The sequence below is a fragment of the Planktothrix mougeotii LEGE 06226 genome (genome assembly GCF_015207485.1).
In the GTDB taxonomy this organism is placed as follows: domain Bacteria; phylum Cyanobacteriota; class Cyanobacteriia; order Cyanobacteriales; family Microcoleaceae; genus Planktothrix.
The window spans coordinates 191771-205225 of sequence record NZ_JADEWU010000001.1; the positions used below are offsets into that span (position 1 = coordinate 191771).

At 39.5% G+C, this 13455-nt stretch carries 10 protein-coding genes; 6 read left to right on the plus strand and 4 right to left on the minus strand.

Annotation, left to right across the window (positions count from 1 at the left end; genetic code table 11):
• Nucleotides 1–26 precede the first annotated feature (26 nt).
• A complete protein-coding gene (locus tag IQ236_RS00855; protein WP_193867567.1) occupies nt 27–1175 on the plus strand; it encodes a histidine kinase in 1149 nt (382 codons plus the stop codon).
• A gap of 124 nt (nt 1176–1299) precedes the next feature.
• Here IQ236_RS00855 and mutY read toward each other — a convergent pair whose 3' ends face one another.
• From mutY to IQ236_RS00875, 4 genes are all read right to left on the minus strand, one after another.
• The gene (mutY, locus tag IQ236_RS00860) at nt 1300–2379 is read right to left on the minus strand and encodes an A/G-specific adenine glycosylase (RefSeq protein WP_193867526.1); all 1080 of its coding nucleotides are present in this window, start codon (nt 2377–2379) and stop codon (nt 1300–1302) included.
• A gap of 62 nt (nt 2380–2441) precedes the next feature.
• Complete coding sequence (locus IQ236_RS00865) at nt 2442–2786, minus strand: DUF760 domain-containing protein (protein ID WP_190520080.1); 345 nt, start codon at nt 2784–2786, stop codon at nt 2442–2444.
• Nucleotides 2787–2952: 166 nt separating this feature from the next.
• Nucleotides 2953–3912: an RNA polymerase sigma factor, RpoD/SigA family gene (locus IQ236_RS00870; protein ID WP_072717271.1), complete on the minus strand. Its 960-nt coding sequence runs from the start codon at nt 3910–3912 to the stop codon at nt 2953–2955.
• A gap of 435 nt (nt 3913–4347) precedes the next feature.
• Complete coding sequence (locus IQ236_RS00875; protein ID WP_456107197.1) at nt 4348–5397, minus strand: ABC transporter ATP-binding protein; 1050 nt, start codon at nt 5395–5397, stop codon at nt 4348–4350.
• A 631-nt stretch (nt 5398–6028) separates the two neighbouring features.
• Between IQ236_RS00875 and IQ236_RS00880 the strand changes: the two genes are divergently transcribed.
• From IQ236_RS00880 to IQ236_RS00900, 5 genes are all read left to right on the plus strand, one after another.
• Nucleotides 6029–6526, plus strand: a complete 498-nt coding sequence (locus tag IQ236_RS00880; protein WP_072717265.1) for a DUF1269 domain-containing protein — start codon at nt 6029–6031, stop codon at nt 6524–6526.
• Between the two features lie 304 nt (nt 6527–6830).
• The gene (locus tag IQ236_RS00885; protein WP_193867527.1) at nt 6831–8009 is read left to right on the plus strand and encodes a transaldolase; all 1179 of its coding nucleotides are present in this window, start codon (nt 6831–6833) and stop codon (nt 8007–8009) included.
• A 156-nt stretch (nt 8010–8165) separates the two neighbouring features.
• Entirely contained in the window at nt 8166–10649 is a 2484-nt protein-coding gene (gene glgP / locus IQ236_RS00890) for a glycogen/starch/alpha-glucan family phosphorylase (RefSeq protein ID WP_193867528.1), read from the plus strand.
• 73 nt (nt 10650–10722) lie between these two features.
• Nucleotides 10723–12621, plus strand: a complete 1899-nt coding sequence (locus IQ236_RS00895) for a CASTOR/POLLUX-related putative ion channel (RefSeq protein ID WP_193867529.1) — start codon at nt 10723–10725, stop codon at nt 12619–12621.
• Between the two features lie 181 nt (nt 12622–12802).
• On the plus strand, nt 12803–13381 hold the full coding sequence (locus tag IQ236_RS00900; protein WP_193867530.1) for a Uma2 family endonuclease: 579 nt from the start codon (nt 12803–12805) through the stop codon (nt 13379–13381).
• Nucleotides 13382–13455 lie beyond the last annotated feature (74 nt).

Below are 13455 nucleotides of genomic sequence, written 5' to 3' on the forward strand. Positions count from 1 at the left end.
TACCGCTCCTGCTTCAAACCTATTTCATGCAGGCATTTCCCGAAAAACAGTCTCCGTCTCCAGAAGTGTCCTTACAACTTCTTCTGTTCGTCGATCAACGTCCTAGCTCTCAAGAGCATATTCGGCAAGTTCGTCAGTTCCTAGAGGAGTTAAATGCTCAAGATGAATTTGAGCTTCAGATTATTGATGTGGGTGAACAGCCGTATCTGGCTGAACATTTTAAACTGATTGCTACCCCCACGTTAATCAAAATTCACCCTGAACCTCGGCAGGTTTTGGCCGGAAGTAACTTAGTGACTCAACTCGAACATTGGTGGCCCCGTTGGCAACAAACGACGGAGTTATTGGAGTTAGATGAAGAGTTGCCTTCCCCTGTGGTTCCCGCCTATCCTGTGACAAATTCGGTCAATTCCGTTGTCTATGCGGCGGAATTGATGAAACTCGGTGATGAGACGTTTCGCCTGAAACAAGAGAAAGAACTCCTACAACAACAATTACAGTTTAAAGATCGGATTATTGAAATTTTGGCTCATGATCTGCGAAGTCCTCTCACCGCAGCTTCTTTGGCTTTAGAAACTTTATCTTCTGATCAAATTACGGCGGCTTTGAAAGTGCGTTTAATTCAACAAGCTCGCGCTCAAATTCAGATTATTGATCGGATGATTACGGATATTCTACAAACAGCAAGCAGTCCGAATATTCGCTTACAAATTCAACCGAATCAGTTAGATTTAACGGTTTTTCTGAACCAAATTTTAACGGAATTAGACTCGCAGTTTCAATCTAAATCTCTGAATCTAAAAACAGATATCCCCCATGATACGCCCTGTGTTTATGCGGATCAAGAACGGATTCGACAAGTGGTGGTTAATTTATTAGATAATGCGATTAAATATACTCCCAGAGGCGGAAGTTTACAAGTGAGTGTTTTACACCGCACCAGCCAAAAAGTACAGGTGAGTATTTGTGATAGTGGGCCAGGAATTCCTGAAGAAAATCGCGATCGCATTTTTCAAGAACATTTTCGTTTAGCACGGGATGAAGCTCAAGAGGGGTATGGTATTGGTTTATCTCTTTGTAAACGAATTATTGTCGCCCATTATGGTAATATTTGGGTTGATTCTAGCTTCACAAAAGGCAGTTGTTTTCACTTTACCTTACCTGTATATCATTAAAGAGAATAGGGAATTACGAATTACGAATTACGAATTACGAATGGGGAAGAGGGAACAGGGATAATACTTCTAGCTGTTTTACGTCAGTTTTAAATTATGATAACCTCGGCGTGGATTGCTATACCTAGGAATTGCTCTTCAAAGCTGCAATAATTTTTTCATTAGCTTTAGGAAAGGGAAACTGCTCAATTTCATCTAATGTTACCCAGCGAATTTCATCGCATTCTAAAGGTTGGGGTTCTCCACTCATATAACGACAATGATAAACATTTAACGTAACTTTAAAATGGGTATAAGCGTGTTCAATGGTGATTAAATGATCTTGAACTTCTATTTCTATTGCTAATTCTTCTTGAATTTCTCGCTTAATACACTCTTCTAACGTTTCTCCCGCTTCTAATTTTCCCCCTGGAAATTCCCATAACCCCCCTAATAATCCTTTAGCAGGTCGTTTATCAATTAAAATTTGGTTCTGTTCATTCCAAATAACAGCAACACCAATCATTTTATGGGGTAAGGGAGCAGAGATTTCACGCATGGGAATTTCAGATTGAAGGTTTAATAAATAAGCTTGACAATGCCCTTGCCAAGGACATTCTGAACAGTTGGGGGCTTTGGGTGTACACACCATTGCGCCTAAGTCCATAATGGCTTGATTAAACTCACGGGGATGGTCAGGATCAAGTAAACTATCAGACCATTCCCAAAGAGATTTTAATGCTTTCCCTGGGGGTACGGATAAAGCCCTAAGTCGAGCTAAGACTCGTTTAACGTTTCCGTCTAAAATAGAAACGGGAAGATTATAAGCAGCGCTGAGAACGCCTCCGGCGGTGGTGCGACCAATACCCGGTAAACTCAAAGCGGCTTCTAATTGATTCGGAAAAACCCCGTCATATTGTTGCACAATTTGTTGAGCGCAGGCGTGCAAATTTCTGGCTCTGGCATAATATCCTAACCCTTGCCAAACTTTTAAGACCGCTTGTAAATCCGCTTCAGCTAAGTCTTGAACAGTAGGAAATGTTTCTAACCAACGTTGATAATAGGGGATCACTGTTTTGACTTGGGTTTGCTGAAGCATAATTTCAGAAATCCAAATTTTATAGGGATCAGCACTATTTCGCCAAGGTAAATTCCGCCCGGTTTGAGCATACCAACTCAGAAGCGAGCGCCTTAATTGAATCACATCAAATTCCGGCAAACTCATGGTTCAGACTGCCGAAATTTTGTCGGTTTGAGCATCAAGGCATGGAACAAAATCGAGGGTTTTCATGATTCGTCAGCAGCTTTTTCTCCGACTTGAATTGAGCGTTCAAAGGCCATGCGTTGTTCGGCGTTGCGAAGGAAATAACCACTGATCATCGCTGAAGCTAACAGCCGACCTAAATGTTCTCGACTGGTTGTTACCGTAATGCCAAAATGTTCCGAGGGTAAATTTCCTAATAGTCCGATAATATTGCGTTCCATTACTTGAAAGACTTCAGGAGAATTGGGTTTAGACAGTTGAGAAACCGTATCAGGACTCATAGATTGGACATATTGCCATAATAAGTTCCCAATTTCTCCTCCTTCCTCCTGAAAAAACTCCGAATTTCGATTGGATGCGTCGCTCATGCCTTTCTCTCCCTTGTGCAAAAGTTGAAACGGCTCTTAATCTGATCAATTAAGATGATTTTCAACTCCAGTGATTCTTTATTCTAATCTAGCAGGATGTAGAGACGTTTTAGATAAACATCTCTACTGCTTTAATAAGTGTCACTCCAGAGGGATCACTCGTTGTTTAACTTGCCATATAGTCGTCAATATCTTTTTTCCGTTTTCGCAGTTTTGTTAAAGCTTCTCGTTCAATTTGTCGAACTCGCTCTCGACTAATATTTAGGCGATCGCCAATTTTAGCTAGGGTTAAACTTTGCCCATCTTCCAAACCAAATCGCAAGGATAACACCTGACGCTGTTGTTCCGTGAGATCGGCCATCATCACTTCTAAATCCGTGCGTAAGGAAGATTGCAGGGCAAAATCTTCGGGAGATGCTCCCGTATCTTCTAACAGATCCCCTAACTCCGTATCTTGGTTATCCCCCACTCGCAGATCCAGCGACAGGGGAAGACGAGCGTGTTCTAAATATTCTCGGATCTGTCGGGGAGTGATTTCCAGTTCCGCCGCGAGTTCGCCCATCGTCGCGGCTCGTCCCAATTTTTGAGCCAGTTGACGTTGAGCTTTTTTGATTTTATTGAGTTTTTCCGTAATATGAATCGGGAGGCGAATGGTACGGCCTTTTTCAGCGATCGCACGGGTAATCGCTTGACGAATCCACCAATAGGCATAGGTGGAAAAGCGATATCCTTTGGTGGGATCAAATTTTTCCACACCGCGTTGCATCCCAATAGTCCCTTCCTGAATTAAGTCCAGCAAGTCTACATTACGCTTGATGTACTTTTTAGCAACGGATACTACCAGACGCAAATTGGCTTCCACCATTTTACGTTTCGCACTTTGACCTTGTTCTAGCACTCGTTCTAATTCGGCTTCTGACAGCCCGACAGCCTCTGCCCATTCTGCTGGGCTGGGTGCTCGACCTAAACGAGTCGCTAAGTATTCCCATTCATCTTGAACGACACTCAAGCGTTGAACTTGTTTGCCGTAGAGAATTTCTTGCTCATGGGTTAGCAGGGGAACACGACCAATTTCTCGTAGATAAGCGCGTACAGAGTCTGTGTCTGAGATTTTAGCAGTTTTCATGGCTCATCTCCGGCTGGATACCTTTAACCTATAAAGGTTTGATACGTCAAGCCCCTACTCGAAGCGCGAAAGAACAGCAAGCAGGTTTTGATGCAATTCTTTCGTCTAAAGTACGGACGGTTAGCCTAGGTGTTACTACCTGGGATTTTTTCAATGTTAAGCAGTGTAACCCAAGCTTGCAGTCACACGCTTAACATAACTCAATTATATGTTAAGAAGTTTAACATTTCTTAAAAATAATGACTATCCCCCCTAGGGCCTAATCTACTTAACTTAAAGGCACTACTCTTATGAGGGTAGCGTTTAAGTCCATTTTTGATTGCATCACACAGAACAAATTTCGTTAAATTTTAGGGAGGAGGGAACAGGGAACAGGGAATTACGAATTACGAATTACGAATTACGAATGGGGGACAGGGAATTACGAATTACGAATTACGAATTACGAATTACGAATGGGGGACAGGGAATGTTGACCAAATGGCAAGCAACGTAATGGTTTGAACCGATATCTTTTAAAAGAGGTTCTTCAAGGTGGCATTGTTCGATAACAGCAGGACAACGGCTACAAAAGCGACATCCTGTGGGAGGGTTCATCGGGCTAGGAACTTCCCCGGTTAATAAAATGCGTTGTCGTTTGGCTTCTAATTCGGGATCTGGAATGGGGACGGCGGATAATAAAGCTTGAGTATAGGGATGGAGTGGATTTTCATACAAAGAAATCCGATCTGAAATTTCTACTATTTTGCCTAAATACATGACTGCAATTCGGTCAGAAATATGACGAACTACACTTAAATCATGGGCAATAAAGAGATAGGTTAAGCCTAACGTTTTCTGTAAATTTTGCATTAAATTAATCACTTGTGCTTGAATCGAAACATCTAAAGCAGCAATGGGTTCATCACAAACAATAAAATCAGGATTCATGGCTAAGGCTCTGGCAATTCCAATGCGTTGTTGTTGTCCGCCGGAAAATTCATGAGGATAACGATTGATCAGATCGGAATTTAATCCGACTAATTCTAATAATTCTTTAACGCGATTTTGGGCAGTTTTTGAATCTGCTAATTGATGAATGATTAAAGGTTCACTAATAATTTTACCGACGGTCATTCGAGGATTTAAAGAAGAATAGGGATCTTGAAAAATCATTTGCATTTTTCGGCGAAAAGGATGCAATTCTTTTTCGGTTAAGGAAGTTAAATCGGTATTTTCAAAGTAAATTTTTCCATCGGTTGGACGAGTGAGTTGTAAAATTAGTCGTCCGGTTGTACTTTTTCCACACCCCGACTCCCCGACTAAGCTTAAGGTTTCTCCCCGTTGAATATCAAACGTAACCCCATCAACGGCTTTAATTGCGCCAACTTGATGTTGTAGCAAAATTCCTTGCATCACAGGAAAGTGTTTTTGTAAGTTTTCAACCCGAATTAAGAAAGAATTTTTGGGATCAGATTTGAGATTTTTGTCAGAAGTGATCATCATATTTTTTATAGAATAAAATAATATCTAGTTCTTTTAATTTTAGCTTAAATTTCTTGTGATAAATCAAGATCTCTTCAGAAACCCGGTTTCTGGTAGCTTATACTGAGTTGTTAGAAACCGGGTTTCTCTGGTAGATTTCTTGTGAGTAATCAAGATCTCTTCAGAAACCCGGTTTCTGTGAGTCAGCACTGAGTTGTTAGAAACCGGGTTTCTCTGGTAGATTTGTTGTCAGAAATTAAGATCACTTTAGAAACCCGGTTTCTGTGAGTCAGCACTGAGTTGTTAGAAACCGGGTTTCTTGGGTAGATTTGTTGTCAGAAATTAAGATCACTTTAGAAACCCGGTTTCTGGTAGCCTGCACTGAGTTGTTAGAAACCGGGTTTCTTGGGTAGATTTGTTGTCAGAAATTAAGATCACTTTAGAAACCCGGTTTCTGGTAGCCTGCACTGAGTTGTTAGAAACCGGGTTTCTCTGGTAGATTTGTTGTCAGAAATCAGGATAACTTCAGAAACCCGGTTTCTGGTAGTTTCCATATTCCTTGAGAAAGATATTCCAGTTTGATTTTTTAGTATCTGTCAAAAAATTAATTTTGCCCTAAAATAGGGATGACTAATTTTATTATTGTTTTACCATGAGTGACTTAATTGCGATCGCTTACGATGACGAATACAAAGCCGAAGAAGTGCGTCTAACCTTGATTAAATTACAAAAAGAACATTTAATCGAATTAGAAGACGCGGCGGTTGTCGTTAAGAATGCTGAAGGGAAAGTCAAACTCAAACAGGCGGTTGACTTAACAACGGCTGGTGCTGTGAGTGGGGGCTTTTGGGGTTTATTAATTGGAACTTTATTTCTCAGTCCAGTTTTAGGTGCTGCTGTGGGTGCTGCGGCTGGGGCTGCCAGTGGCGCATTAAGTGATATTGGTGTTGATGATAACTTTATGAAGTCTTTGGGGGAAACAATGCAACCGGGAACTTCGGCTCTGTTTGTTTTAGTGCGGAAAGTCACCCCCGATAAAGTATTAGAAGAAGTCGCACCCTATGGGGGTAAAGTATTAAGAACCTCCCTGAGTAAAGATGAAGAAGCCCAATTACAGGAAGTTCTCACCAACCGAGGCGTAACGGTTTAATCCACTGTTTGAATTCGATTCTGTGTCCTAGGTAAAATTAGCTAAAATTGCTTTAAGGGTGCGTAAAACAAAGCTGACGCACCCGATTTTTAACAATTCTAATTTTTTTATAAAGATTAGCCTTATAATTTTTATAATCGTTTATAATCATATAAATTTTGATCATAATTGTTAAGATTATATCAGAATTAAAGCATTTAGTAGAGTGTCAAAAAAATTAGATTTGATATACTTTACTTTAGCATTTATATTAAAATAGCCGACCGTTAACGGTTAACGACCTAATTATAGAGGACGGAAAACAATGGGACAGACTCTACTCGAACAACTACGCGAAATGACCGTTGTAGTGGCGGATACGGGAGATATCCAAGCCATTGAAATGTATACCCCCAGAGATGCAACCACCAACCCTTCCTTAATTACCGCCGCTGCTCAAATGCCTCAATATGAGGAAATTGTGGATAATACCCTCAAAAAAGCGCGTCAGGAGTTAGGGAAAAGTGCTTCCCCTTCAGAAGTTGCCACTTTAGCTTTTGAACGATTAGCCGTTGCCTTTGGGTTAAAAATATTAGAAATTATTCCAGGGCGGGTGTCAACAGAAGTGGATGCTCGGTTATCCTATGATACGGAAGCTACCATTGCTAAAGGTCGTTATTTAATTGAACAATATGAAGCCAATGGCATTTCCCGCGATCGCATTTTAATTAAAATTGCCTCTACTTGGGAAGGAATTAAAGCCGCAGAAGTTTTGGAAAAAGAAGGGATTCATTGTAATTTAACCCTTTTATTTGGCATTCATCAAGCGATCGCCTGTGCCGAAGCGGGAGCAACTTTAATTTCTCCGTTTGTAGGGCGGATTTTAGATTGGTATAAAAAAGAAAGTGGACGAGATTCCTACCCCCCAGAGGAAGACCCTGGTGTGTTATCTGTCACCCGAATTTATAATTATTATAAAAAATTCGGGTATCAAACAGAAGTCATGGGGGCAAGTTTCCGCAATATTGGGGAAATTACCGAGTTAGCAGGTTGTGATTTACTGACGATTTCTCCCGCTTTATTAGAAGAATTACAATCTACAGTGGGTGAGTTACCTCGCAAACTTAATCCCGAAACCGCGACGACTTTTGAGATGGAAAAAATCTCAATTGATCAAGACACCTTTAACCGAATGCACGCTGAAGATCGAATGGCTTCGGAAAAATTAGAAGAAGGAATTAAAGGGTTTTCTAAAGCTTTAGAAGCCTTGGAAAAATTCTTAGCCGATCGGTTAGCTAGAATTGAAGGAGAAGAAGTCATTAGTCATGCGGCGGAAGATATTTTCCGCGCCTATGATTTAGATGGAGATGGTTATATTACCCGTGAAGAATGGTCAGGAACCGATGCTGTTTTTGATGCCCTCGATCAAGATAATGATGGTCAAATTACAGCCGAAGAAATGGCGGCTGGACTGGGAGTATCGTTCCATTTAGCAACGGTTTAAATATCCAAAACCCTCAAAATGTTGTAGAGACGTTTCATGAAACGTCTCTACATATAGCCAGAAAGATCAGGCTTTAAACCGATTTTTTAGTAATTTTACGGATGACTGATACGCCATAAAGTTTTATTATTATGAAATCTATACTTAAATCTCAAGATGAGTCCCTCGATTCCCGATTCTATTTTAAACGATCTAATAGCCGATGATCCTGAAAGGCTAGGCTCTTTAGAAGATTTGCAACGAAACTTTGCTGCAAATCTTCTCTATCTTCAAGGTCAATTACCGACAACAGCCACCCCTCAAGAATTATATCAAGCCTTAGCTTATACTGTTCGACAACTATTAATGCCTGATTGGGTGAAAACGATTCAACAGGATGCTCAAAACAAGGTTAAACGAGTTTGTTATTTTTCCACAGAATATGCTTTAGGATGCCATCTAGGTAATTATATCATTAATTACAATTTATGGCAACCGTTACAACAAAGTTTAGAAGCCTTTAATTTAAACTTACAAGATTTAATTAAACAAGAAATCCAACCCAGTTTAGGCTATGGAAATGTCGCCCAAATTCCCATTGATCAATTAGACTCCCTCTCCACCTTAAATCTGCCAGCAATTGCCTATGGAATTCGCTACGAATTTGGCGTTTTTGATCAAGAAATTCATCAAGGTTGGCAAGTCGAAAAAGTAGATAAATGGTTGCGTTATGGAAATCCTTGGGAAATTGCTCGTCCAGAAGCAATGGTAGAGGTTAAATTAGGGGGTCATACGGAAGCCTATTATGATGAGCAAGGACGCTATCGAGTGCGTTGGATATCCCCGCGTCGGATTAAGGGTGTTCCTTATGATACCCCGATTTCTGGTTATCAAAGCCATCGAATTAATACCTTACGATTATGGAAAGCCGAACCCATTGTTTCCCTGAATTATCAAGATTTTAATATGGGGGATTATTATGGAACAGTTCAGGGAAAACCCTATGTTGAATTACTCACAAAAGTCTTATATCCCCATGATGAACCGATTCAAGAAAAACAACTACGTTTAGAACAACAATTCTTTTTTGTGTCCTGTTCCCTGCAAGATATGATTCGGTATCATTTAGCAACAGGAAAAACTTTAGATACTTTTCATCAGGATTATACCGTTCAACTTCATGATACTACCAGTGCGATCGCTATTGCAGAATTAATGCGATTATTGATTGATGAATATGGTTTAGAGTGGGAACAAGCTTGGTCAATTACCCGACAAACTTTTACCTATGTCAACCCCACACTATTACCCGAACTTCAAGAGAAATGGCCGATTGGATTATTAGGAAGTTTATTACCCCGTCACTTAGAAATTATCTATGAAATTAATAATCGGTTTTTAATTAATATTCGCAGTCAATATCCGGCAGACTTTGGCAAATTAGCCCGATTATCTTTAATTGATGAAACGGGAGAACGTTATGTGCGGATGACTCATTTAGCTTGTGTGGGAAGCTATGCCATTAATGGGATTTCTAACTGGCAAACTGAACGCTTGCAACAAGCTATTATTCCTGATTTCTATGAATTATCACCGGAAAAATTTAGAACCATTAGCAGTGGAATTACCCCCAGGCGTTGGTTGGTCTTAGCTAATCCCAATTTAACCCACTTAATCACTTCTAAAATTGGCAATAGCTGGATTAAAAACTTAACAAACTTGCATCGCTTAGAAGCAGAATTAGATCAACCCGAATTTCGGTTGGCTTGGCGTAATATTAAACAAGAAAACAAACAACAACTCGCCAGTTATATTGAACTAAGTTGTGGGATAAAAGTTAATCCTGATTCTATTTTTGATATTCAAATAGAACGGATTCAAGAATATAAACGTCAACATCTTAATATTTTGAAGATTATTACCCTTTATAACCGCATTCGGAACAATCCCAACTTTGATTATGTTCCTCAAACCTTTATTTTTGGAGGAAAAACAGCCCCCGGTTATGTGATGGGGAAATTAATGATTAAATTAATCCATGCGGTGGGTCAAGTGGTGAATTCAGATTCGATCATTGGCGATCGCTTAAAAGTCGTATTTATTCCCAATGTTAATATAACCTTAAGTCAACGTATCTATCCAGCCGCCGATGTGTCTGAACATTTAGCAATGGCCGGAAAAAAAGCGGGAGGAATTGCCATTTTAAAATCTGCTCTGAATGCCGCATTAACAATGGGAATTGTAGATGGTGCAAGTGCCGAATTACGCCATGCTGTGGGAGAAGAAAATTTCTTTGATTTTGGCTTAAATTTACCCGAAACAGAAGCACTAAAAGCCAAAGGTTATAATCCTTGGAGTTATTATCATGGGAATGAAAATCTCCGACAATGTATTGATCAAATTGCATCGGGTTATTTTTCCCAAGGCGATCCCAATTTATTTAAAACCTTGATTGATGCCTTATTATACCATGATGAATATATGCTGTTTGCGGATTATCAATCCTATATAGATTGTCAAGATCAAGTTAGCCAAACCTATCGAGATTGGGAAAAATGGACGCGAATGTCAATTTTAAATGTGGCGCGTTTGGGTTGTTTTTCTTCCGATGCAATTGTCCAAACCTACTCTGAGAATATTTGGCAGATTCATCCGGTTTAGGTTATTATTAATTTTAAGTTTTGTACCCAGTTTAACCCGCTAATTTGACATTTCCAGAGGAGATCATAACCGAATGAGTAAGATTACGTTTGCAGAGCAGTTTCGCTACAGATTTGATAATTTCATGTCAAAAGGAACCATTGCTTTAGTCAGTGGTTTAGCATTAGTGTCCTTAGCCTTTATTGTGCTCATGGGATTTTTAGTCAGTCTCGCCAGAATTGCACCCCAAGGCGATACAGGGTTGAATCCTTTTGAGGCGATGTGGGCTGTTTTAATGCGTACCTTGGACGCGGGAACCATGGGAGGAGACGAAGGCTGGTCATTTCGTCTGGCGATGTTATTTGTTACCTTTGGGGGCATCTTTATTATTAGTACCCTCATTGGTGTGCTCAGTAGTGGCATTGATATTAAGTTAGAAGACCTACGGAAGGGACGTTCACGGGTAATTGAAACAGATCATATTGTGATCCTGGGTTGGTCATTACAAATTATCACGTTAATTAATCAACTGATTTTAGCAAATGCTAATCGTTCAGATACTTGCATTGTGATTCTCAGTCCTGAAGATAAAGTTCAGATGGAAGATCATCTATATGATCAGTTAGGGAAATTGCGTCAAGTTCGCCTTGTTTGTCGCACGGGAAATCCCAGTAATTTAGCTGATTTAGGCATGGTGAATATTCAGGCAGCCCGCTCAATTATTATTTTAAATGAGTCTCCCGCAAAATCAGATATTAATTTAATTAAGATTCTTTTAGCGATTAAAAATTTACCGCGTTTAGAGTCTCAACCCTATCATATTGTAGCACAGGTTCAAGATATTAATACCCTCGATATTATTCAACTCATTGGACAGAATGAAATTGAAGGATTACTCACTCAGGATTTAATTTCTCGCATTATTGTTCAAACTTGTCGCCAATCTGGTTTATCGATTGTTTATTTGGAATTATTGGATTTTACTGGGGTTGAAATTTATATTCACGAAGAACCTTCTTTACAGGGACAATCCTATGGAGATATTCTCCTAGCTTATAAAGATTCTGCGGTGATAGGAATGCAATTAACGGATGGAACAATTCAACTCAATCCGTCAATTGAGAGAATCTTGCAACCCGGAGAAAAATTAGTGCTTTTAAGTGAAGATGATAGCACGATTCGTTTATCTGGTGTTTCAGAATCTACAATTAATCGCCAGGGGATTCAACTTACCCAAAAAACAGCGATCGCAACCCCTGAACATACATTGATTTTAGGATGGAATGATCGGATTCCTCGGATTATACTTCAACTCGATCAATACGTTGCCAGCAACTCCAGTGTAACTCTAGTTTCACCCTTTCCTGAAACTGACACCATCGACGGTTTAAACACCTTGAATTTGCAACAACAAACCCTCCATTATTATCAAGGATCAATCACAGAACGGAAGGTTTTAGAGTCTCTGAGTTTAGAAAAATATCACCATGTTATTGTGTTGTCTAATCCTGATTTAGACCCGGAAGAAGCCGACGCTCAAACGTTAATTACCTTAATCTATCTTCGAGATATTGCTGATCGCAAAAATCCTAACCTACAGATTGTAACTGAAATGTTAGATACCCGCAATCAAGCCTTAGCTCAGGTAGCGCGTCCCGATGATTTTGTAATTACCGAACAAATTATTAGTCGGATGTTAGCCCAAGTTGCAGAACAGAAAAGCTTGAATGCGGTATTTGCTGAATTATTTAGTCCTGAAGGGTCAGAAATTTACCTCAAACCCGTCGTCGATTATGTCAATATTAACGAACCGATTAATTTTTATACTGTTGTTGAAGCGGCGAAACAACGGGGAGAATCAGCCATTGGTTATCGCTGTTTAAAGGATGCTCAAAATTTAGCGAGAGGTTACGGAATTGTACTGAATCCCAAGAAAGATGAATGGGTAAAATTTTCCCCTCAAGATCGGATTATTGTTTTAGCAGATTGCTAAAATTAATCAGGGTGCAATCTCAATTCTTTAATATTCTCTCCTATTCTTCTACTGCTTTAGGGTCACAAGGAATAGCATTTTTTTAAATAAAATGTTACAATATATAAATTGCAGCCAATATTTATTAAAAATCAGTACAATAAAACGATTATTCTGTATCCCCTAGTATTGGGAGGGCAAAATGATTACTTCAGAACCTATTATTTTAAGTTTCAAAAATGTTACCTTAAGCAATGATCAATTTTATCAACTTTGCCAAGATAATGAAAATTGGCAGTTGGAAAGAACCGCTAAAGGAGAATTGATAATTATGCCCCCCGTTGGTGGAGTCAGTGGTAATCGAGAATCAGATTTAAACGGTGAAGTTTGGAGTTGGAATCGTCAAACTCAACTCGGAAAAGTGTTTAGTTCTTCTACTATCTTTCGTTTACCTAATGGCGGCGATCGCTCTCCTGATGTGGCTTGGGTTGCGAAGGAACGTTGGGAATTACTAACAGCAGAAGAACAAGAAAAATTTCCCCCCTTATGTCCTGATTTTGTGATTGAATTACGTTCTCGTACTGACTCCCTAACCCAACTTCAAGCAAAAATGCAGGAATATCTTAACAGTGGTTTGCGTTTAGGTTGGTTAATTAATCCTCAAGCACAACAAGTAGAAATTTATCGTCTTCATCAACCTCTTGAAATTGTCCAATTACCCACAACTTTATCAGGGGAAAATGTTTTACCCGAATTTATTTTAAACTTACCTCTATTTTAATTATTTTGCCTATTAACCAAACTTTTCACCCATTAAAATTGACATCTAAACAGGTTTTTAGGGTTGGCGATCAG

What these genes read in the sequence shown, in the direction of transcription:
- IQ236_RS00895 (WP_193867529.1), top strand. Translation starts at nt 10,723, where the DNA reads ATGAGTAAGATTACGTTTGCAGAGCAGTTTCGCTACAGATTTGATAAT.
- IQ236_RS00900 (WP_193867530.1), top strand. Translation starts at nt 12,803, where the DNA reads ATGATTACTTCAGAACCTATTATTTTAAGTTTCAAAAATGTTACCTTA.
- mutY (WP_193867526.1), bottom strand. Translation starts at nt 2,379, where the DNA reads ATGAGTTTGCCGGAATTTGATGTGATTCAATTAAGGCGCTCGCTTCTG.
- IQ236_RS00865 (WP_190520080.1), bottom strand. Translation starts at nt 2,786, where the DNA reads ATGAGCGACGCATCCAATCGAAATTCGGAGTTTTTTCAGGAGGAAGGA.
- IQ236_RS00870 (WP_072717271.1), bottom strand. Translation starts at nt 3,912, where the DNA reads ATGAAAACTGCTAAAATCTCAGACACAGACTCTGTACGCGCTTATCTA.
- IQ236_RS00880 (WP_072717265.1), top strand. Translation starts at nt 6,029, where the DNA reads ATGAGTGACTTAATTGCGATCGCTTACGATGACGAATACAAAGCCGAA.
- glgP (WP_193867528.1), top strand. Translation starts at nt 8,166, where the DNA reads ATGAGTCCCTCGATTCCCGATTCTATTTTAAACGATCTAATAGCCGAT.
- IQ236_RS00855 (WP_193867567.1), top strand. Translation starts at nt 27, where the DNA reads ATGCAGGCATTTCCCGAAAAACAGTCTCCGTCTCCAGAAGTGTCCTTA.
- IQ236_RS00885 (WP_193867527.1), top strand. Translation starts at nt 6,831, where the DNA reads ATGGGACAGACTCTACTCGAACAACTACGCGAAATGACCGTTGTAGTG.
- IQ236_RS00875 (WP_456107197.1), bottom strand. Translation starts at nt 5,397, where the DNA reads ATGATGATCACTTCTGACAAAAATCTCAAATCTGATCCCAAAAATTCT.